This is a genomic window from Burkholderia sp. Ed8 (genome assembly GCF_040761425.1).
Taxonomy (GTDB): domain Bacteria; phylum Pseudomonadota; class Gammaproteobacteria; order Burkholderiales; family Burkholderiaceae; genus Burkholderia; species Burkholderia seminalis.
The window spans coordinates 1,428,187-1,449,293 of sequence record NZ_CP142886.1 but is presented as its reverse complement, the minus strand read 5'-3'; the positions used below and the strand labels follow the sequence as shown (position 1 = coordinate 1,449,293).

The 21,107-nt window shown below is 69.4% G+C and carries 20 protein-coding genes and 1 tRNA gene; 12 read left to right on the top strand and 9 right to left on the bottom strand.

Translation table 11 applies throughout. The features are described from left to right. The first annotated feature begins 389 nt into the window (after positions 1-389). The 3 genes from VXM69_RS20600 (at position 390) to VXM69_RS20590 (ending at position 4,060) form a co-directional block, all read left to right on the top strand. Positions 390-1,826 carry a DUF2957 domain-containing protein gene (locus VXM69_RS20600; protein WP_034188029.1) on the top strand — a complete coding sequence of 479 codons (1,437 nt, stop codon included), beginning with the start codon at positions 390-392 and terminating at the stop codon, positions 1,824-1,826. 140 nt (positions 1,827-1,966) lie between these two features. Then, positions 1,967-3,208, top strand: a complete 1,242-nt coding sequence (locus tag VXM69_RS20595) for a DUF2957 domain-containing protein (protein WP_034188030.1) — start codon at positions 1,967-1,969, stop codon at positions 3,206-3,208. 18 nt (positions 3,209-3,226) lie between these two features. Then, positions 3,227-4,060, top strand: a complete 834-nt coding sequence (locus VXM69_RS20590) for an OmpW family outer membrane protein (RefSeq protein ID WP_034188031.1) — start codon at positions 3,227-3,229, stop codon at positions 4,058-4,060. Positions 4,061-4,244: 184 nt separating this feature from the next. Here VXM69_RS20590 and VXM69_RS20585 read toward each other — a convergent pair whose 3' ends face one another. Beyond that, positions 4,245-5,174, bottom strand: a complete 930-nt coding sequence (locus VXM69_RS20585) for a LysR family transcriptional regulator (RefSeq protein ID WP_367190124.1) — start codon at positions 5,172-5,174, stop codon at positions 4,245-4,247. Between the two features lie 97 nt (positions 5,175-5,271). On the opposite strand from VXM69_RS20585, the gene VXM69_RS20580 reads away from it, so the two are divergent. Beyond that, positions 5,272-6,555 (top strand): MFS transporter, encoded by a 1,284-nt coding sequence (locus tag VXM69_RS20580; RefSeq protein ID WP_367190123.1) that lies wholly within the window; start codon positions 5,272-5,274, stop codon positions 6,553-6,555. A gap of 101 nt (positions 6,556-6,656) precedes the next feature. Here the strand turns inward: VXM69_RS20580 and VXM69_RS20575 are convergent, their stop codons facing one another. Together VXM69_RS20575 and VXM69_RS20570 are read right to left on the bottom strand one after the other, a co-directional pair. Further along, the gene (locus VXM69_RS20575) at positions 6,657-7,295 is read right to left on the bottom strand and encodes a LysE family translocator (RefSeq protein ID WP_049030686.1); all 639 of its coding nucleotides are present in this window, start codon (positions 7,293-7,295) and stop codon (positions 6,657-6,659) included. A 76-nt stretch (positions 7,296-7,371) separates the two neighbouring features. After that, a complete protein-coding gene (locus VXM69_RS20570; RefSeq protein WP_260435786.1) occupies positions 7,372-8,364 on the bottom strand; it encodes an NAD(P)-dependent oxidoreductase in 993 nt (330 codons plus the stop codon). Here VXM69_RS20570 and VXM69_RS20565 point away from each other — a divergent pair. Beyond that, on the top strand, positions 8,338-9,108 hold the full coding sequence (locus VXM69_RS20565; protein ID WP_367190122.1) for a Mut7-C RNAse domain-containing protein: 771 nt from the start codon (positions 8,338-8,340) through the stop codon (positions 9,106-9,108). The two genes, VXM69_RS20570 and VXM69_RS20565, sit on opposite strands and share 27 nt — an antisense overlap. Before the next feature lie 81 nt (positions 9,109-9,189). Here the strand turns inward: VXM69_RS20565 and VXM69_RS20560 are convergent, their stop codons facing one another. Next, a complete protein-coding gene (locus VXM69_RS20560; protein WP_006494172.1) occupies positions 9,190-9,423 on the bottom strand; it encodes a hypothetical protein in 234 nt (77 codons plus the stop codon). A 359-nt stretch (positions 9,424-9,782) separates the two neighbouring features. Between VXM69_RS20560 and VXM69_RS20555 the strand changes: the two genes are divergently transcribed. Genes VXM69_RS20555 through VXM69_RS20540 form a run of 4 tightly spaced genes read left to right on the top strand, consistent with a single transcriptional unit; the run spans position 9,783 to position 14,043 of the window. Beyond that, positions 9,783-10,988 (top strand): efflux RND transporter periplasmic adaptor subunit, encoded by a 1,206-nt coding sequence (locus VXM69_RS20555; RefSeq protein ID WP_367190121.1) that lies wholly within the window; start codon positions 9,783-9,785, stop codon positions 10,986-10,988. A gap of 5 nt (positions 10,989-10,993) precedes the next feature. After that, positions 10,994-11,692: an ABC transporter ATP-binding protein gene (locus tag VXM69_RS20550; RefSeq protein WP_059559346.1), complete on the top strand. Its 699-nt coding sequence runs from the start codon at positions 10,994-10,996 to the stop codon at positions 11,690-11,692. A 21-nt stretch (positions 11,693-11,713) separates the two neighbouring features. Continuing rightward, positions 11,714-12,868: an ABC transporter permease gene (locus VXM69_RS20545; RefSeq protein WP_034188039.1), complete on the top strand. Its 1,155-nt coding sequence runs from the start codon at positions 11,714-11,716 to the stop codon at positions 12,866-12,868. Positions 12,869-12,876: 8 nt separating this feature from the next. Next, positions 12,877-14,043 (top strand): ABC transporter permease, encoded by a 1,167-nt coding sequence (locus VXM69_RS20540; RefSeq protein WP_124608570.1) that lies wholly within the window; start codon positions 12,877-12,879, stop codon positions 14,041-14,043. Positions 14,044-14,062: 19 nt separating this feature from the next. On the opposite strand, the gene VXM69_RS20535 is transcribed toward VXM69_RS20540, so the two are convergent. Beyond that, a complete protein-coding gene (locus tag VXM69_RS20535) occupies positions 14,063-15,394 on the bottom strand; it encodes a carotenoid oxygenase family protein (protein ID WP_226254376.1) in 1,332 nt (443 codons plus the stop codon). 15 nt (positions 15,395-15,409) lie between these two features. Continuing rightward, entirely contained in the window at positions 15,410-16,036 is a 627-nt protein-coding gene (locus tag VXM69_RS20530) for a DUF2239 family protein (protein ID WP_034188042.1), read from the bottom strand. A 456-nt stretch (positions 16,037-16,492) separates the two neighbouring features. On the opposite strand from VXM69_RS20530, the gene VXM69_RS20525 reads away from it, so the two are divergent. The 3 genes from VXM69_RS20525 to VXM69_RS20515 all read left to right on the top strand — a co-directional run bounded on the left by VXM69_RS20525 (position 16,493) and on the right by VXM69_RS20515 (position 19,731). Beyond that, complete coding sequence (locus VXM69_RS20525; protein ID WP_059559349.1) at positions 16,493-17,833, top strand: MFS transporter; 1,341 nt, start codon at positions 16,493-16,495, stop codon at positions 17,831-17,833. 62 nt (positions 17,834-17,895) lie between these two features. Beyond that, positions 17,896-19,293, top strand: coding sequence for an enolase C-terminal domain-like protein (locus VXM69_RS20520; RefSeq protein WP_175028534.1), 1,398 nt, complete (start codon positions 17,896-17,898; stop codon positions 19,291-19,293). A 33-nt stretch (positions 19,294-19,326) separates the two neighbouring features. Further along, a complete protein-coding gene (locus tag VXM69_RS20515; protein WP_245169453.1) occupies positions 19,327-19,731 on the top strand; it encodes a hypothetical protein in 405 nt (134 codons plus the stop codon). A gap of 67 nt (positions 19,732-19,798) precedes the next feature. On the opposite strand, the gene VXM69_RS20510 is transcribed toward VXM69_RS20515, so the two are convergent. The 3 genes from VXM69_RS20510 to VXM69_RS20500 form a co-directional block, all read right to left on the bottom strand. Next, positions 19,799-19,874: transfer RNA gene (locus VXM69_RS20510), tRNA-Ala, on the bottom strand. 65 nt (positions 19,875-19,939) lie between these two features. Then, positions 19,940-20,302, bottom strand: coding sequence for a c-type cytochrome (locus tag VXM69_RS20505; protein WP_034188054.1), 363 nt, complete (start codon positions 20,300-20,302; stop codon positions 19,940-19,942). Further along, positions 20,299-21,099: a BON domain-containing protein gene (locus VXM69_RS20500; protein WP_069707016.1), complete on the bottom strand. Its 801-nt coding sequence runs from the start codon at positions 21,097-21,099 to the stop codon at positions 20,299-20,301. The genes VXM69_RS20505 and VXM69_RS20500 overlap by 4 nt, the downstream gene beginning before the upstream one ends. Positions 21,100-21,107 lie beyond the last annotated feature (8 nt).

The window sequence follows — 21,107 nt, the reverse complement described above, 5'->3', positions numbered from 1 at the left end:
ATTTATCCATATCAGGCAATAAATAAAAAATCCCTGATCGCGCATTTACAAATATTTACAAGCTTTCCATTGCGCGATTACCGGCGAATTAAATCCCCCGATCCTGCTCCAGTCAATCCCGAATAGGGATAAACCGGATACCGTCGCTTTAAACGCTGCCGTTATCCGCAGGAAGGCGCGCCGAGAGCGTGCCGGGCGTCGCGCATCCCCCACTCAGGAAGCTTTTCTCGGCCTGCCGCACGTTTAAATTCTTACCGAATGCCATGTCAGGCAAGGACTCAAAACACGATTCCCGTTTCAATCGCCTTTTTTAGACGGGTTCATCAATTGACAGCAAAAACCCAGGCAGCGACATTAGCTCGCACAATTAAACGATTGGAGACAGCGGCATGTCGCACGCCTTATCGAAGGGGGTGGCAACGGCCTTTGCCATCGCCCCTTTCCTGGTTGCATGTGGTGGAGGGGACTCCGGCGGCGCGCTCGCGCCGATCAACGCGCCCCAATGTTCCGGATCGAGTTGCGGCACGCAAGGGCCGCCGCCGTCGCAGCCCATCAACGGCGCGCTGTGCCCGGCCAACGCCGACATCGTGAAGAGCACGTATCTCGGCGGCGCCGGTAGCGGCGAGATCGTCAGCGTCAACATCGACGCGGTCGCGATGACGTACACGCTCAAGTGGCTCGAATCGCCGATTCCGCTGAAGACGGGCACCGTCACGCCGAGCCGCGTCGGCACGACCATCACCGGCAAGGTCATCCACCCGCCGACCGGCACGCTGCCGACCGCCGAGCAGACGCGTTGCGCATTCGTCCTCACGCCGGGCACGGGCCCCGCGCCGGACGGCTCGACCTATTCGACGGCCGCCGACTTCAACCAGGCGAACCCGCCGATGCTGCTGGTCGGCATGGGCGTCGCGGGCGGCGGCATTCCGGGCGCGACGATCCAGTACGACGGACTGACGATCGCCGTCGGCCCGATCGTGGTGGCAAAGGACGTCGGCAAGGTGCCCAACCGTCACTTCGACTTCTATCCGTTCCTCGGCTTCGCGAACACGACGACCGACCTGTCGAAGCTGCCGGGCACGTACAACGCGCTGATCTACCACCTCGTGCCGTCGGGCGACTACGCGACGAAGGGCACGAATTCGAGCGAGACGTTCGATGCGAACGGCGCGTGCACGTCGAGCGGCTCGGGCGGCTGCCAGACGACCGGCGACCCGTGGAAGACGAGCGCGAACGGCGGCTACTTCGACAGCACGAAGGCGCCGCAGACGCTGCCGCAGACGCAATTGCCGATCGTCGGCGCGACCGGCAAGTCGGCGACCGCGCACATGGTGATCGGCCAGCTCAACGGCGCGACGGTGCCGGTGATCGTGCGCACGGGCAACGTGAACCTCGGCACGCCGCCGCTGCACGTCGACGCGCAGGTCGACGACGAATCGGGCATCGCGGTGCTCGGTGCGGCGACGGCGATCCAGTCGGGCACGATCGACGGCGGCTACGCGGGCGCGGACTCGAACTTCAAGTACACGGCCGCGCTGATCCGCGGCGGCAACGCGTCGTTCATCAATCCGTCCACGCAGGTCGAGGAAGACGGTTTCACGCTCGACTACGGCCAGACGACGCCGGGCCTGCTGAACGCGACGACGACACCGAGGCCGCCGTCCGGCACGAACTACCCGTCCGCATCGGGCGTGGTGATCGCGACGGGCGGCCTGTACGCGGCACTGATCCAGGGCACGGTGAACGGCGGCGTCACGTCGACGTCGGCGAACTCGACGACTTCGTCGACACCGTACTTCGGCGTGGGCGCGCAGATCAGCAAGTAGCGAACGGGGACGCGGCGGCGGCCCGTCCGCCGTCGCGTAACGCACGACGCGCGCGGCACGGCGCGAGCAGGACGAGCACGACGAACAGAAGCGGCCGACAGGGAGCTGGCCGCCGTACAAGACAAATCTGGAGGAGCAACATGAAGCGCAACCTCATTCTGGCGGCGGCCCTTGCCGCCCCCCTTCTTTCCGCCTGCGGCGGCGGCAGCGACAACCCGCCGCCGCTCGTCGAAGACCGGCTCTGTCCCGCCACGCTCGACTACAGCACCGTGTTCACGGGCGGCGCGGGCAGCGGCGAACTCGCGAAGGTCCAGCTCGACACGACCAAGATGACCTGGCAGGTGACGTACGTCGAATCGGCCGTGCCGCGCACGACCGGCACGGTCACGCCGACCCGCGCGGGCACCGTCGACAGCGGCACGCTCACGCAGGAAACGCTGCTGCCGACCAACAAGCTGAACCAGTGCGCGTTCCGGCTGAACGGCGCGAGCCTCGACGCATCGCGCCCGGCGCGGATCTTCGTCGGCTTCGGCGTCGCGGGCGGCACGATCCCCGGCAAGGAAATCCAGTTCGACGGCGTGCTCGGCCAGGCCGCGGTGCCCGACACGAAATTCCCGTACTACCCGTTCATCGGCTTCTCGTCGATCGAGACCGACATCACGAAGGTCGCCGGCACGTACAGCCACACCGGCTTCGGCGAAGTGCCGTCGCAGAAGTTCGCGCCGGCATCGATCGACGCGAAGGTGACGATCAACGCGGACGGCTCGTGGACCAAGTGCGACTCGACCGGCCAGTTCGCCGGCGGCGCGTGCACGCAGCAGGGCTCGAACTTCGCGCTGTCCGCGGACGGCAGCGGCGCGTTCCAGTCGAACAACTACCAGAGCCAGCTGAAGCCGACGCTGTCGGCCACGCCGCAGGGCAAGGGCTTCATGATCGTCGGCAAGCTGCGCAACCAGCTCGTGCCGATCCTCGTGCGCACGGGCGTCGCGAACCCGAACCCGACGCCGGACAGCAACGGCGTGCCGGGCCTCACCGCGGACGACGAATCGAGCATCTCGATCCTCGCGCCGCAGACGGCGATCGCGGCCGGTTCGCAGAACGGCGAGTACATCGGCGTCGACAGCGAGTTCAACTACCGGACCACCGCGCTGATCAACACCCAGGCGACGCTGCTCGATCCGTTCCAGCCGTCCCAGGCGTCGCTCACGCGCGTGCTCGACCTCGACTACACGCAGAAGGTGCCGGGCACGGTCACGACGACCCACACGGGCGCAAGCAGCACGTCGCCGACCGGCAAGTTCATCTTCTCGGGTGGCGTGTTCGGTTTCCTCGACAACGCGGGATCGACGCCGTATTTCACGATCGGCGCATTCGTCCAGTAAGCGGAGGGAAAAGCCGTGATGAAGACAACCCTTCTCCGCGCGGCGGCCGGCGCCGCCGTGCTGGCGCCGCTCGCGGCGCACGCGCAGAGCGCCGGCAGCAACGTCGTCACGCTGGGCTGGTTCCACATCATGCCGCAGCAGAGCAGCACGCCGATGACGACCAACGTCGCGCCGACGCCGATCAACACGCCGTTGCGGCTGCCGCCGTCGTTCACGTCGGCGGGCACGGGGCTGCACACGAGCGGCGCCGACACCGTCGGCCTGACGGTCAGCCACTTCCTGACCGACCACATCGCGGTCACGTCGGTGGCGGGCGTGCCGCCGGTGTTCAAGGTGTCGGGCCAGGGCACGATCAAGCCGCCGGGACCTGCCGGCGCGCTCGGCACGCAGAACATCGGGCTGGCGTCGGTCAACCCGATCGTGAAGAGCGTGCGGCAGTGGAGCCCGGCGGTGATCCTGCAGTACTACTTCGGGCAGGCGACCGCGAAGTTCCGGCCGTTCCTCGGCCTCGGCGTGTCGTACAACTGGTTCAGCGACCTGCAGCTCAACACGAACTTCATCAAGCAGACGCAGGACAACCTCGGCGCGATCCTCGCGGCGGGCGCGGGCAAGCCGGGGACGACATCGGTGGAAGCGAAGGCGTCGTCGTCATGGCAACCGGTGTTCAACGCGGGCCTGCAGTACAACATGACGGAGCACTTCGGGCTGATCGCATCGGTGACGTACATCCCGCTGAAGACGACGTCGACGGTGACGATCAAGGCGGCCGACGGTTCGGTGCTCGCGGAATCGAAATCGGACCTGAAGGCGGACCCGATCATCAGCTACGTCGGGATGACGTACAAGTTCTGACGCCGGCGCGCGCCGACGAATGGATCGCCGCGGCAAAATCGCAGGCAAAAAAAAGCCCGCCTAACCGGCGGGCTGAATCCATATCAGAGGAGACATGGAGGAGACAGGTGTCACTATATCGAATCGATTTCCGCATTGCAACATTTCCGTAGAGAAAATAAGGATTTTCCCTCGAACGCTGCCTCTAGTTCGCCATTGCCGCATCTGACCCTCCCCCGTTCTCGCGGTCGAGCACCTCGCCCAGCGCGTCGCGCAGCAGCGCGACAGGCCGCACCAGCCGGCCCGGCAGCGTGCCGTGCACGATCCACACGTTGATCCGCGTTTCCAGCCCCGCCGTTTCCACCACCCTCAATGCGTCGCGATGCGCACTGCGCGCCAGCGCATTCGGCGCGGCGATGCCGATCCCGGCGCCGCGCGCGACGAGTGAGAGCTGCAGCTCCGAGCCGAACGCCTCGACCGCGACGTCGAACGGCAGCCCGGCCGCGCCGAGCGCGCGGCTCAGCGCCGAGCGCATCCCGCAGCCGTCCTGGCTCAACACCCACGAAAAACCCGACAGCGTGTCGAGCGACAGCGGACCGTCCGGCAGCGGAAAGTCGCGCGCGGCAACGAGCACCGTCGGCTGCGTCGCGAGCAGCGTCGCGGCGAACGCGTCGGGCAGCACCGTACTGGCCGGCACCATCACGGCCGCGACGTCGAGCGCACCGCGCTCGATGCCCTGCATCAGCGCCGGCGACCAGCCGGCCGTCACGCGCAGCGTGAGGCGCGGGAACGCGTCGCGCAGCCGGTCGATCGGCCGCTCGAGCGCGAGCTCGGACAGGAACGGCGGCACGCCGATGCGCAGCTCGCCGGACGGCTCGCTGTCCGGCGCGCCCGCCGCCATCAGTTCGTCGACCGCACCCAGCACGTTGCGCGCGAGCGCGTAGACGTCGCGCCCGGTGGCGGTCGGCTTCAGCGGCTTGCTTTGCCGCTCGAGCAGCGGCACGCCGAGCAGCGTTTCGAGGTTCTGCACACGCCGCGTCAGGCCCGGCTGCGTCAGGTGGAGCTTCGCGGCCGCGGCGACCATCGACCCGCTGTCGACCACCGCCACGAACGCCAGGAGATCACGCGTATTCAAAACAAACTCGCATAATCATGTTAGACATATTTCAATTGTCGCATAAACATCGGACACCTACGATGGGGATTCCTTCGCTCCCTCTCCCAGGCTTCCGATGAACTGCCCTGCCCACCGTTGTCCCGCCTCCGTTCCCCCGTCTGTCGCCGCGCCGCCCGCGCTGAGCACCGGGATGACGCTGTTCTTCGCCGCGACGGTCGGCGTGATCGTGATGGACCTGTTCGCCGCGCAACCGCTGACGGGCCCGATCAGCGCCGACCTGCACCTGCCGCCCGGCCTCGCCGGCCTCGTCGCGATGCTGCCGCAGCTGGGCTACGCGGCCGGGCTCGTGCTGCTCGTGCCGCTGGTCGACCTGCTCGAGAACCGCCGCCTGATCGTCGCGACGCTCGCCGCGTGTGCCGCGGCGCTCGCGCTGCCCGCGTTCACGCAATCGGGCACCGTGTTCCTGCTGGCGACGCTGGCGGCCGGCGCGGCGTCGAGCGTGATCCAGATGCTCGTGCCGATGGCCGCGTCGATGGCGCCCGAAACGCAGCGCGGCCGCTCGGTCGGCAACGTGATGAGCGGGCTGATGCTCGGCATCCTGCTGTCGCGGCCGCTCGCGAGCCTGATCGCGGGTTCGGCCGGGTGGCGCGCGTTCTACCTGCTGGCCGCGGTCGCGAATGCGGCGATCGCCGTCGTGCTCGCGCTGCGCCTGCCGGCGCGCACGCCGTCGATCACGGCCGGCTACCGCACGCTGCTCGCGTCGCTGGGGCGCCTGCTCGCCGACGAACCGGTGCTGCGCCGGCATGCGCTGTCGGCCGCGCTCGCGATGGCCGCGTTCAGCGCGTTCTGGACGGCCGTCGGGCTGCGGCTCGCGCAGCCGCCGTTCGCGCTCGACCTGCACGGAATCGCGCTGTTCGCGTTCGCGGGCGCCAGCGGCGCGATCGTCACGCCGCTGGCCGGCCGCGCCGGCGACCATGGCCACGGCCCGGCCGCGCAGCGGATCGCGCACGGCACGATGCTCGCGGCGCTCGTCGTGCTGGGCATCGCCGGGGCCGGCTGGTTCGGTTTCGACACACATGCGCATCGCGGCGTCGCACTCGCGCTGCTGGCCGGCGGTGCGGCATTGCTGGACGCGGGCGTCATCGTCGACCAGACGATCGGCCGCCGCGCGATCAACCTGCTGGACCCGGCCGCACGCGGCCGCCTGAACGGGCTGTTCGTCGGCCTGTTCTTCGTCGGCGGCGCACTCGGCGCGGCGCTCGCGGGCAGCGCCTGGGCCTGGGGCGGATGGAACGCGGTGTGCGGCGTGGGGTTCGCGTTCGCCGGCACGGCCGCCGGGTTCGGTCTCGCGGCCGGGCGCGGGGCCGGCGCGGCGGCATTGACTCGCCCGCGTGCATGAGCGGCGGTGCAGCGGGCCTGAAGCGGCCCCGAAAAGCCGAACGCCCCGCCCTCATGCAAGAGACGGGGCGTTCGGCGCGCCGGAATCAGGTCGGGTCGAAATCAGTGACGCACGAGCGCCATCATCGCGCCGAAGCCGACGAACAGCCCGCCCGTCAGCCGGTTGAACACCTTCGCGACGCTCTGGCTCTTCAGCGTCGTGCCGATGCGCGTGCCGAACGACGCGTAGACGAGATACCAGCTCACCTCGATCACCGCGAACGTGACGACGAGGATGCCGAATTGCGGCAGCGTCGGCTCGGCCGCGTTGATGAACTGCGGCAGCAAGGCGGCCGCGAACAGGATCGCCTTCGGGTTGCTGCCCGCGACCAGGAAACCGTTGCGGAACAGCGTCCCGCGCGATGCGGCCGCCGTCTGGCCCGCCGCCGGCTCGGCGCCGGCCGCCGGGACATCGTCGGCACGCGCGCGCCATGCCTTCACGCCGAGGTAGATCAGGTAAGCCGCACCCGCGAAGCGCAGCGTGTTGAACATCGCCGGCCACGCCTCGAGCACCGCGCCGAGGCCCGCCGCCGACACCGACAGCATCAGCACCAGCGCGCTCAGGCAACCGGCCATCGTCGACGCCGAGCGGCGCAGCCCGTGGCGCGCGCCGTGCGTCATCACGAGCAGCATGTTCGGGCCCGGGATCGCCGATACGACGAACACCGTCGCCACGAAAAGCCACCACGTATGCAGGTTCATGACCGCCTCTGAATGTAGGGAATGCAGGGAAAACGAAATGTCGATTATGCCGCGAGCATGGCGCTTCTGTCGCGCGTCAGCGGCCGGCGCGGCGCAGCGCGACCTCGCCGAGCACCGCGAAATCCTGGTCGCCGCCGCCATGCGCGAGCGCGTCGAGCAGGCTGTCGCGCACGACGCTCGCCACCGGCAGCGGCACCGACGTCGCGTCGCCGGCTTCCAGCGCGAGGCGGACATCCTTCAGCCCGAGGCGCGCCTTGAAGCGCGCGGGCTCGTAGCGCCGCTCCGCGATCATCGAGCCGTAGCCCTCGTAGACCGGCCCCGGAAACACGCTGTTGGTGATCACGTCGAGGAAGTCGCGCATCGCGACGCCGTGCGCGCCCAGCAGCGCCGACGCCTCGCCGAGCGTCTCGATCGCCGACGCGAGCGTGAAGTTCGCGGCGATCTTCGCGACGTTCGCGTGCTGCGGCAGCGAGCCGAACCGCCAGGTCTTCTGGCCGATCGCGTCGAACAGCGGCTGCACGCGGTCGATCGCCTCGGCCGGGCCGCCGGCCATGATCGTCAGGCGTGCGGCGGCGGCCACGTCGGGCCGCCCCATCACCGGCGCGGCGACGTAGTCGATACCGCGCGACGCGTGCGCGTGCGCGAGCGATTCGGCGAGCGCGACCGACACCGTCGCCATGTTGACGTGGATCAGCCCGCGCGGCGCCTGCGCGAGCAGCGCGTCGTCGAACACCGCGCGCGCGGCGGCATCGTCGCCGAGCATCGAGAACACCGCGTCGCCGCGAAACGCATCGGCCGGGGTGTCGACGATCTGCGCGCCGAACGCCGCGAGCGGCTCGGCGCGCTCGCGCGACCGGTTCCAGACCCGCACCGTGTGGCCCGCCTTCAGCAGGTTCGTCGCGATCGCCTGCCCCATTTCGCCCAGCCCGATAAACCCGAGATCCATTGCCCGCTCCTTCGCTCCGTGAAGCCGCGAGTTAAACACAGATGCCGGCCGTCTGCAGCGCCTGCCGCCGGCCGGACGCGGTGCGATACTGCACGGATGGCGACCGCGACCTTCCGCTTCCATGGCGAACTGAACGCGTTTCTCCCGCGCGCGCGGCGCGACCGCGCGTTCGGGCGCGCCTGCGCGCGCGACGCGACGGTGAAGCATGCGATCGAGGCGCTCGGTATCCCGCATACCGAAATCGGCCGGCTTTGCGTGAACGATCTGCCCGCCGCGCTCGACCGGCCGCTTTGCGACGGCGACCTCGTCGAAGCCTTTCCGGAACGCGCCCGGCCGGCGGCGAACGGGGCCACCGCGCCGCCGCCGGTGCCGTGGCGCTTCGTCGCCGACGCGCATCTCGGCGGCCTCGCTCAGTTGCTGCGCCTCGCCGGCTTCGACACCTGCTACGACAACCACTACCGCGACGACGAACTCGCGGCGCTGGCCGAGCGGGAGGGCAGGATCGTGCTGACGCGCGACCGCGAGCTGCTCAAGCGGCGCGCGGTCGTGCGCGGCTGCTACCTGCATGCGCTGCAGCCGGCCGACCAGTTGCGCGAGCTGTTCGAGCGGCTCGATCTCGCGCCGCACATGCGGCCGTTCCGGCTGTGCCTGCGCTGCAATGCGCCGCTGCACCCGCTCGACGCGGCCGCCGCCGCGCCGCGCGTGCCGGACGGGGTCCGGCAGCGGCACCGGCGCTTCGCCGCGTGCGACGTGTGCCGGCGCGTGTTCTGGGAAGGCTCGCACTGGCGGCGCATGCGTGCGGTGGTCGACGCGATGCGTACGCCGTCACGGCCATCGCCACTGCCGTCCGGCGAACGCGGCGCCTGAAAAAACAAAACCCCGCATGCCGGAGCATGCGGGGTTGTTCGACGGACGGCAGGCTAAGCCTGCCGTCCCCAGGCAGCGTGCTTAGTTCTGCGTGCCTGCGTCGTTCGTGCCGGCGGCCGATGCGGCTGCAGCCTTCGCCTGGCCCTTCTTCGAACCGTGGTGCTTCAGCTGGTGCTTCGGCTTGCTGTGATCCTTCTTGGCCGGTGCCGGAGCGGCTGCCGACGTGTCGGCTGCCGGCGCGGACGCCTGTGCGAATGCCGAAACCGATGCGAGCGCGAATGCCGCGGCGATGATCGAAGCGAGCGTCTTCTTCATTGTTCTTCCTTTAGCGGAGAAAAAATCAAACGTACCGGTAAGTAAAGATGCGAGGCATTCGCATCGGAGCCCCAGGCCGCGAGGCCGGCTTTCGCCGGTCCGCCGCGACAAAACCTGACGCACTGGTTCCATAACGCACCGTGTTCGCGGCAAGTTGACACGTTGCTTGCACCTTCGGGTTTCCCCGGGGGCCGGCTCGTCGTCCCGCACCGGCGAGCCGCTCCGGCTGCCGCCGCGTCGCGCCGCAAACCGGCTCGCGCACCGTCGGGGCGGCGCTTATACTGGCGTCCATCCGTCCCTTTCCCCGGAAACCGGATCGCGGCCGGTCGCCAGACCGCCGCCGTCTCGAGGCGCTCAAATTGCCCGATCACAATCTGGACAAACTGAAAATCGACCGGCGTCCGATCGCACCGGCGCCCCGTCGGCGCCGGTGGGTCCGCTTGGCGGCCGCCGCCGCGGCCGTCGTCGTCGCGATCGCCGCCGGCATCGCGCTCAGCGGCCGGCCGACGGTCGAAACCACGTCCGTCACGTCCGCCTACCCGTACCAGAACGACACGCAGCTCAATGCGACCGGCTACGTCGTGCCGCAGCGCAAGGCCGCGGTCGCGTCGAAGGGCCAGGGGCGCGTCGAATGGCTCGGCGTGCTCGAAGGCACGCGCGTGAAGAAGGACGACATCATCGCGCGCCTCGAAAGCCGCGACGTGGAAGCGTCGCTCGCGCAGGCGCGCGCGCAGGTGCAGGTCTCCCGCGCCAACCTCGGCGTGGCGCTGGCCGAGCAGAGGGACGCCGAAATCGCGCTGCGCCGCACCGCCGCGCTCGCGCCGAAGGGCGCCGTGCCGGCCGCGCAGCTCGACATCGACACGGCCCGCGTGAACAAGGCGCGCGCGTCGGTCGGCAGCGACCAGGCGGCGATCGCGTCGGCCGAAGCGAATGCGCAGGCCGCGCAGGTCGCGGTCGACCAGACGGTGATCCGCGCGCCGTTCGACGGCATCGTGCTCGCGAAGCACGCGAACGTCGGCGACAACATCACGCCGTTCTCGTCCGCGTCGGACAGCAAGGGCGCGGTCGTGACGATCGCCGACATGGACACGCTCGAGGTCGAGGCCGACGTCGCCGAATCGAACATCGCGAAGATCCGCGCCGAGCAGCCGTGCGAGATCCAGCTCGACGCGCTGCCCGACATGCGCTTCGCGGGCCGCGTGTCGCGCATCGTGCCGACCGTCGACCGCTCGAAGGCCACCGTGCTAGTGAAGGTGCGTTTCGTCGACCGCGACGAGCGCGTGCTGCCCGACATGAGCGCGAAGATCGCATTCCTGTCGAAACCCGTGTCGGCGCAGGACCGGCAGCCCGTCACGGCCGTGCAGGCGAGCGCGGTGGTCGAGCGCGACGGCCGGCCGGTCGTGTTCGTCGTGAAGGACGACACCGTGCACGCGGCGGCCGTGACGCGCGGCCTGCGGATCGGCGAACTGGTGGCGATCCGCGGCGTGAAACCCGGCGACACGGTCGTGCTCGCGCCGGGCGCGAAGCTGAAGGACGGCGCGAAAGTGACCGTCGCGAAGAAGTAGCGCGCGTGAACGACGCACCGCCGCCCCTCGTCGAGATCAGCCACGTCGCGAAGTCGTACCGGCGCGGCAACCAGATCGTGCCCGTGCTGACCGACATCACGCTCGACATCGGCGCAGGCGACTTCGTCGCGCTGATGGGGCCGTCGGGCTCCGGCAAGAGCACGCTGCTGAACCTGGTGGCCGGCATCGACCGGCCCGACAGCGGCGAGCTGCGCGTCGGCGGCCTCGACATCTCGCAGCTCGCGGAGGCGCAGCTCGCCGAATGGCGCGCGGCGAACGTCGGCTTCATCTTCCAGTTCTACAACCTGATGCCGGTGCTCACCGCGTTCGAGAACGTCGAGCTGCCGCTGATGCTCACGCACCTGTCGCGCCGCGAGCGGCGCGAGCGCGTCGAGCTCGTGCTCGACATGGTGAACCTCGGCGACCGGACCAGCCACTATCCGTCCGAGCTGTCGGGCGGCCAGCAGCAGCGCGTCGCGATCGCCCGCGCGCTGATCACCGATCCCGTGCTGATCGTCGCCGACGAGCCGACCGGCGACCTCGACCGCGCGTCGGCCACCGACGTGCTCGCGATGCTGCAGCGGATGAACGCCGAGCTCGGCAAGACGATCATCATGGTGACGCACGACGCGCACGCGGCCGGCGCCGCCCAGTCGCTCGTGCATCTGGAAAAAGGGGAGCTGATCGATGGGCACGCCGGCTGAGCGGCGGCGAGAGCGCGCGCGATGTACGTGCTGAAGCTGATCGCACGCAACGCGCTGCGCCACCGGCTGCGCACGCTGCTGACCGTGCTCGGGCTGACCATCGCCGTACTGGCGTTCGGGCTGCTGCATACGGTGGTCGACGCGTGGTACGCGGGCGCGGCCGCCGCGTCCAGCGGGCGGCTCGTCACGCGCAACGCGATCTCGCTGGTGTTTCCGCTGCCCGTCAGCTACGAGAACCGGATCCGCGGCGTCGACGGCGTGACGGCCGTGGTCCGCTCGAACTGGTTCGGCGGCATCTACCGCGACCCGAAGAACTTCTTCGCGAGCTTCGCGGTGTCGGACAACTACCTCGACCTGTATCCGGAATTCATCATCCCGGCGCAGCAGCGCGCCGACTACGACCGCGACCGCCGCGGCTGCCTGGTCGGCCGCCAGCTCGCCACGCAGTTCGGCTTCAAGATCGGCGACGTGATCCCGTTGAAGGGCACGATCTATCCCGGCACGTGGGATTTCGTCGTGCGCGGGATCCTCGACGGCCGCGACGACTCGACGATCACGCGCCAACTGGTGTTCCACTGGGATTACCTGAACGAGACGGTGCGCCAGCGCACGCCGAAGCAGGCCGACCAGGTCGGCGTGTTCGTGCTCGGCGTCGCGAACCCCGACGACGGCGCGTCGATCGCACGCAACGTCGACGCGGTGTTCAAGAACTCGCTCGCCGAGACGCTGACCGAGACCGAACAGGCGTTCCAGCTCGGCTTCGTCGCGATGTCGAACCAGATCATCGCGGCGATTCGCCTCGTGTCCTACGTGGTGATCCTGATCATCATGGCTGTGATGGCCAACGCGATGGCGATGAGCGCGCGCGAACGCACGGCCGAGTACGCGACGCTGAAGGCGCTCGGCTTCGGCCCCGGCTTTCTCGCGCTGCTCGTGTTCGGCGAATCGGTCGTGATCGCGCTGGCCGGCGGCGGCCTCGGGATCCTCGCGACACCGCCCGCCGCGAGCCTGTTCAAGCAGGCGGCAGGCGGCATCTTCCCGGTGTTCAGGGTGTCGGCCGGGACGGTCGCGCTGCAGGCCGCGTGCTCGGTCGCGGTCGGCCTCGCGGCCGCGCTCGTGCCGGCGTGGCAGGCCGCACGCGTGCGCGTCGTCGAAGGCCTGCGGGCGATCGGGTAACGACGCGCATGGCGATCCCGCTCACCTACATCGCGCGCAACCTGTGGACCCGGCGCCTCACCACCGCGCTCACCGCCGGCGGGATGGCGCTCGTGATCTTCGTGTTCGCGACCGTGCAGATGCTCGACGCGGGGCTCACGCAGACGCTCGTGTCGACCGGCGAAGCCGACAACGCGGTGGTGATCCGCAAGGGCGCCGAGACCGAGATCCAGAGTTCGATCGACCACCAGCAGGCCAACGCGCTCGAGATGCACCCGGCCGTCGCGCTCGGCCCCGACGGCCGGCCGCTCGTGTCGAAGGAAGCGGTCGTGCTGATCTCGCTCGTGAAGACGTCGAGCGGCAAGCCGTCGAACGTCGTGATCCGCGGCGTGTCGCCGGCCGGGCTCGCGCTGCGCCCGCACGTGAAGCGCGTGGCCGGCCGGATGTTCGCGCCGGGCTCGTCGGAGATCGTCGTCGGCAGCGCGATCGCGAAAGGCTTCAGCGGCACGCAGCTCGGCGACAGCCTGCATTTCGCGCAGCGCGACTGGACCATCGTCGGCATCTTCGACGCGGGCGGCAGCGGTTTCGATTCGGAAATCTGGGGCGACGTCGACCAGCTGATGCAGTCGTTCCGGCGCACCAGCTATTCGTCGATGGTGCTGCGCATCCCGGGCGCCGACGGCTTCGCGCGCTTCAAGGCCGACATCGACGTCGACCCGCGGCTGACCGACGAGGCGAAACGCGAGCAGACGTTCTACGGCGACCAGTCGAAGTCGCTGTCGACGTTCATCAACATCCTCGGCATCACGCTGTCGACGATCTTCTCGATCGCCGCGATGATCGGCGCGATGATCACGATGTATGCGTCGGTCGCGAACCGCGTGGCCGAGATCGGCACGCTGCGCGCGCTCGGCTTCAAGCGCAGGAACGTGCTCGCCGCGTTCCTGCTCGAAGCGCTGCTGCTCGGCTTCGTCGGCGGCGTCGCGGGGCTCGCGTGCGCGTCGCTGATGCAGTTCGCGTCGTTCTCGACCACCAACTTCCAGACCTTCTCGGACCTGTCGTTCCGCTTCGTGCTGACGCCCGCGATCGTCGTGAAGACGCTGCTGTTCTCGCTCGTGATGGGGCTCGTCGGCGGGTTCCTGCCGGCGATGCGCGCCGCGCGGCTGAAGATCGTCGACGCGCTGCGCGCGCAGTGACGCGCGCCGCCGCTCACGTTCAACGCTCGCGCGGTACCCATGCGCCGTGGAACCCGGCCGGCACGCGGCGCGGCAGGTGCACGGTCGCGACCGGCTCGTCATCGATCGCGCGCGCATCGAGGATCACCACGTCGCTAGTGTCGGTCGCCGCGCGGTAGACCATCACCAGCAGCCAGCCGTCGTCCTCGTCGGTGCCGCCCGGGCGCGGCACGAACACCGGCTCGCCGTTCTGGTCGCCGGGCGGCACGGCGTAATGCGTCGTCGTGCCGCGCGCGTGATCGAAGCGCATCACGCCGCGCATTTCCGCGTTGTTCGGCTGCTCGACCGCATACAGGTAGCGGTAGCGGCGCCCCGTCCGGCTGTCGTTGATGCGCGGCAATTCGATGCCGCCGTCGGCGAGCGGCCCTTCGTCGACCAGCCCGTTCGCCGTGTCGATCACGTAGCGCCACAGCTCGCCGACCGGGTTGTCAGCGAAGCGGCCCGTGCGCGCATCGAGCCGCAGGAACGACGGATAGCGCACCACGTCGAGCACGATGCACGACGCGTCGCAGTCGTATGCGTTTACGACGTGCTGGATGAAGCACGGCTCGACACCGAACCAGCGCACGGCGCCGCCGTGCCGCGGCATCACGCCGATGCGCGCGGGCCGGTCGTCGTGCCAGCGCAGCGGCATCCGGTGGCCCTGCTTCAGCAGCGAGAAGTCGTAGCCGACGTTCAGGTCGAGCAGCAGGCTGCGGGTTTCGGTGATCGCGAGGTCGTGCATCATCGACGGCGCATTCAGCTCGATTTCGACGTCGACGCGCCGCACGCCGTGCGCGTCGATCACGCCGTAGCGCAGCCAGGGCGCGCGCCAGTCCGCACGGAACGCGATCAGTTCGCCGGTCACCGGATCGACCTTCGGATGCGCGGTCATTCCGCCGCCGAAGCCCGCGTGCCGCGCCGCCACGCCGAGCGAATCGAGCGCGGGCGTGATCGCGAGGGGCGCGCCGCCTTCGGCCAGCGCGAGCAATTCGCCCGCATGCTGCAGCACGTTCACGTTCGGATTGGTGTCGGACAGATGCGGCACCTGCCCCGGCGCATGCACGGCGGCCCAGCGCTGCGTGCGCGCCCAGCGGTTCCGGTAGCCGGTCGCGCGGCCACGGTCGAACGCGATCGCGTGCAGCATCGCGGCTTCCGGCCACCACGACAGCATGTCGTTGCCTTCGAAGCGGCCGCCCGGCGGATTCGGGCCGTTGCGCAGCAACGTGCCGTCGAGTTCGCGCGGAATGGCGCCCGTCACGCGCAGGTCGACGACATCGACTTCGTCGGCGACCGGCGCGATCGCGCCGTGGTTCAGGTCGAATGCGGTCATCGCGTCGGCGCTCCGTCAGCAGTCTTCGGCGGACGGCGGCAGGTCGCCGCGCGCCAGCGCGAGCGCGTGGTCGCGCACGTCGTCCGGCCAGCCGGCAACCAGTTCGGCCAGCCGCGCCGGCTCGTTCGCGTACAGCGCCCGCGCGGCTTCCTCGAAACCGGGCAGGTCGCCCGCCATCGCCGACATGAAGTGATAGGCGCGCGCCTGCGCGTCGCGGTGCCGGTCGGCTGCCGCATGCGTGCGCCGCGCGTCCTCGACCAGCTTGCGCAGCGCGACCGACGCGCCGCCCGGCTGCGCGCCGAGCCATTCCCAGTGACGCGGCAGCAGCGTGACCTCACGCGACACGACGCCGAGCTTCGGCCGGCCACGGCCGCGCTGCTCGCCCGCGCCTGCCGACGCGCCGGCGGCGCCGGGCACGTCGCCCGACGGCGGCGCATAGCGCACGCGGATGTCGTCGTCCGTGCCCCGCAGGTCGAGGTCGATCGAGCGGCCCGTCGCGTCGTCGAAGATCAGGATCGTGCCGTGCGTCGCGTCGCCGGCCGCCTGCCGGACCGCGAGCGCAACTGTCGCGAGCGGGCCCGACGCGAGCCGCCGGTGGCCGTCGAAGGCCGTGTACGAAGGAAGAAGCGTGGAGGTTGTCATCGTGGTCGCCCGCAGGCCGGGATCAGAATGGCGCTATTTTTATCCGGGTATTAATTGGATGTCAATATTATCCGGGTAAAAATTTGGCGGCAGTGCCTCCCCCTCGGGCGACCACGGCGCCGGTCAGGCCGCCCGGACGGGCAACCAGGGCGGCTGCAACGCGACGGCGACACCGCCGACGGGGCTCCGCGGTGGCGTCCGGCACGCTCGCGCGCGTGCTGCCCGGCTGGCGCGGACGACGCGCGCGCCGGACCGATCGATTCAAATGCTGAATCGATCAAGTCAGCAATTGGCATGAAAGCGAAGTTTTCGACATGACAGAATGGCCCGGACGCCTTGCCCGACTCGGCGCCCGGTGCCCTGCCTCCGGCCGGCGGCACCCATACGACAACATCACGCGCGCGCCGACGCGCCCGCCGCACGACGGCACCTTCCGTCCTTCGGAGGAGACAAGTCATGAATCCGCTTCACGCGCTGCCTGCGTCCGCGTCGGCAACGGTCCGGCGCACGCGCGTGCGCTGGCTCGTGCTGGCCGTCCTGTTCGCGGTCACGACGATCAACTACGCGGACCGCGCGGCGATCGCGATCGCGGGCCCGAGCCTTGCCCGCGCGCTGCACCTGAGCCACGTGCAGATCGGCTTCATCTTCTCCGCGTTCGGCTGGTCGTACGTGGTCGCGCAACTGCCGGGCGGCTGGCTGCTCGACCGCTACGGGTCGCGCATCGTCTACGCGTTCAGCATCTTCTTCTGGTCGCTGTTCACGCTGCTGCAGGGCGCGATCGGTTTCTTCGGCGGCGCGGCCGCGTTCGCGCTGCTGTTCGGGCTGCGCTTCCTCGTCGGCGCGGCCGAGGCGCCGTCGTTCCCGGCCAACAGCCGGATCGTGTCCGCGTGGTTCCCGGCTGCCGAGCGCGGCACCGCGTCCGCGATCTTCAACGCCGCGCAGTACGCGGCGACCGTCGTGTTCGCGCCGCTGATGGGCTGGCTCGTGCACGCGTTCGGCTGGCAGTCGGTGTTCGCGGTGATGGGCGTGCTCGGTTTCGCGTTCGTCATGGTGTGGAACCGCACGATGTACGACCCGAAGGACCACCCGAACGTCAACCGCGCGGAACTCGACTACCTCGCCGAAGGCGGCGCGCTCGTCAACATCGACCAGGCGACGGGCGGACGCGACGGCGGCCCGTCGATGCGTCACGTGAAGGCGCTGCTGAAGAACCGGATGCTGATCGGCGTGTACGTCGCGCAGTACTGCATCAACGCGCTCACCTATTTCTTCATCACGTGGTTTCCCGTCTATCTCGTGCAGGCGCGCGGGATGTCGATCCTCAACGCGGGGCTCGTCGCGTCGATCCCGGCCGTGTGCGGGTTCCTCGGCGGGATTCTCGGCGGCGTCGTGTCCGACGCGCTGCTCAAGCAGGGCCGGTCGCTGTCGGTCGCGCGCAAGGTGCCGATCGTGGCCGGCATGCTGCTGTCGATGTCGATGATCGTCTGCAACTACACCGATTCGCACGTGCTCGTCGTGCTGTTCATGGCGCTGTCGTTCTTCGGCAAGGGGCTCGGCGCGCTCGGCTGGGCCGTCAACGCCGACACCGCGCCGCGCCAGATCGCCGGGCTGAGCGGCGCGCTGCTCAACACCTGCGGCAACCTCTCCAGCATCACGACGCCGATCGCGATCGGCTACATCGTCGACCGCAGCGGCTCGTTCAACGGCGCGCTCGTCTATGTCGTCGCGCACGCGCTCGTCGCCGTGATCTGCTACCTGTTCGTCGTCGGCGAGATCCGCCGCGTCGAGCTTCAATGAACGGCGCGGGCCGCGCCGGCGCGTCCGGCGGCCCGCGCGCCACCGGAACCAGGAGCGAACCGATGTCCGAACCCAGCCGCGCGGGCACGCCGCGCGTCACGCGCATGCAGGTGATTCCCGTCGCCGGCCGCGACAGCATGCTGCTCAACCTGTGCGGCGCGCACGCGCCGTACTTCACGCGCAACCTGGTGATCCTCGACGACAGCAGCGGGCATACGGGCGTCGGCGAAGTGCCGGGCGGCGAAGGCATTCGCCACGCGCTCGAGCGCATGACGGATCTCGTGGTCGGCCAGTCGATCGGCCGCTACCAGGCGACCCTCAACGCGGTGCGTGCGGCGCTGTCCGGCGCGGGTGCCGGGGCGGGCCGCACGATCCGGCACGAGGTGACGTCGGCCGGCGAGGCCGCGGTGCTGCGGCAGCCGCACGAGATCAACCTGCGGCTCGACAACGTGATCACCGCGATCGAGGCCGCGCTGCTCGACCTGCTCGGCCAGCACCTCGACGTGCCGGTCGCGGCGCTGCTCGGCGAAGGCCAGCAGCGCGAAGCGGTGCCGATGCTCGCGTACCTGTTCTATATCGGCGACCGGCGCCGCACCGACCTGCCGTATCGCGACGACGCGCATGCGGCGAACGCGTGGTTCCGGCTGCGCAACGAAACGGCGCTCGCGCCGGCCGACATCGCGCGGCAGGCCGAAGCCGCGGTCGACCGCTACGGCTTCGCCGATTTCAAGCTGAAGGGCGGCGTGATGGCCGGCGCCGACGAGCTGGAAGCGATCGCGGCGATCAAGGCGCGCTTCCCCGATTCGCGCGCGACGCTCGACCCGAACGGCGCGTGGTCGCTCGACGAGGCCGTCGCGCTGTGCCGTGGGCAGGGCCACCTGCTCGCGTATGCGGAAGATCCGTGCGGGCCCGAAGGCGGCTATTCGGGCCGCGAGGTCATGGCCGAATTCCGCCGCGCGACGGGGATCCCGACCGCGACCAACATGATCGCGACCGACTGGCGGCAGATGGATCACGCGGTGCGGCTGCAGGCGGTCGACATCCCGCTCGCCGACCCGCATTTCTGGACGATGCAGGGCTCGGTGCGGCTCGCGCAGCTGTGCCGCGACTGGGGACTCACGTGGGGGTCGCACTCGAACAACCACTTCGACGTGTCGCTCGCGATGTTCACGCACGCGGCGGCCGCCGCGCCCGGCACGATCACCGCGATCGATACGCACTGGATCTGGCAGGAAGGCGACGCGCGGCTCACGCGCGAGCCGCTCGCGATCGTCGGCGGCAAGGTGGCCGTGCCGGAACGGCCGGGGCTCGGGATCGAGCTCGACATGGCGCAGGTCGAGGCGGCGCATGCGTTGTACAACGCGGTGGGCGGCACCGCGCGGGATGACGCGGTCGCGATGCGCTATCTGGTGCCGGGGTGGGCTTACGATCCGAAGCGGCCGAGTTTCGGGCGGGGGTGAGGGGAAGGCGGGATGACGGGTGGCGGTTGCCAAATGCCGAAAACGGCCGCATCCTGCCGGCTGCCCGGATCGGCCCGCGCGGCGGATGGTCGGGCGCTCCCGCTCATCCGCGAAAGAACGCTCTCCATGACGTCATCCGATCCGACACTTCGGCAAATCATCGTCTTCATGCTGTATTCGGTGTTGTGTCTGCCGGCGAGCGTGACCGTCGCCAGCTATGTCGCAGCTCGGATTACGCGCAACGTATCGAATTTCGAAGGCGGTGCCGGTTACGCAGCGCTATGGTGGATCATCCTGCTGACCTGCGCGTTCTATGCGCTATCGATCGTCGTCGGTGCGCTGCTGCGGAAAAGAACGGCGATTCTCGCGGTCGTTACGGTGGGGGCGGCCGTGTTGTCGGTGCCGACGTTCCGGTTGGTTCAGGATCTGGCGACGTAGTCCGCCGGCTATCGGACCCGCAAAAACAAAAAGGCCCGATCTCGCGATCGGGCCTTTCGAATTCCGTTGGTGGAGCGGAGGAGGATCGAACTCCCGACCTTCGCATTGCGAACGCGACGCTCTCCCAGCTGAGCTACCGCCCCAACAGTCGACCATCATACACACGCATTTCTGCGCTTGGCAATAGGGGTTACATCCCCCTGAAGCGTTACTTTGACGGCGCGCCGGCCAGCACCCATTCGACCACCGAACGGACATCGGCGTCGGTCATGCGCGGATGCGCGGGCATCGGAATCGCGCCCCAGACGCCCGAGCCGCCGTCCTTCACCTTCTTCGACAGCTTCGCGACGGCCTGCGGATCGGACTTGTAGCGCGCGGCGATATCCTTGAACGACGGGCCGACGAGCTTGCGGTCGACCGCGTGACAGCCCATGCAGGCGTTGCTGCGCGCAACCTTCAGGCCATCGCCGACGTCCGCGTGCGCTGCGCCCAGCGTGCCGACCACGAGCGCCGCGCCGGCGGCGCCCTGCACCATCCACTGTTTCATCTGCTTCATCCGCGCGCCCTTCATTGCGCCGGCGCCTTCGGGTTGCCCGGGTGCACGCTCGACGAATTCGAGATCGGGGCCGGCGACTGCAGCGGCGCGGACTGCACCGACGCGTCGGGTACCGCGCCGACCGTCGCGCTGTCCGCCGGCGCGGCGGCAGCCGGCACGCCGGATGCGCCGCTCGCGGGCGATGCGGCCTGCAGCGCCTGCGCGTCCTGCGGCTTCACGTACTGGAACACCTTCACGACCTTCTCGACGCCCGGCACCTGGCTCGCGGCTTCCGCGCCGCGATTGCCTTCGTCCACCGTCACGAGGCCCATCAGGTAAAGGTTTCCGCGTTCGCTGACGACCTTGTAGTAGTTCGCCGAGATGCCCTTCGTCGCGATCAGCTCGGACTTCACGCGCCCTTCGAGATACGAGTCGTTCGCGCGCGACGACAACGACGACGCCGGCTCGACCGACAGCTCGTTGACGATGCCGTTCACGTTGTTGATGCCGCGCACGATTTCCTCGGCGCGCTGCTTCGACGCATCGTTCGGCACTTCACCCGTCAGCAGCACGCGGCGGTTGAACACCGTCACGTTCACGTGCGACTGGTCCGGCAGCCCGTTGTTGATCTGCGAAAGCGCCTTGACCTGGATCTCGCGGTCCTCCGTCTGCGCGCCGAGCGTCCGGCGATCGGTCGCGATCAGCGCGCCGCCGCCGGCCGCTGCACCCACGACTCCGAGCACACAACCCTGCAGCGACACGGCGAGGCCCGCCGTCAGCGCGGCGAGCAGCGTGGTTCTGACGAGCGTCTGTTTGACGCGGCTTTGATTCATCGACGGCT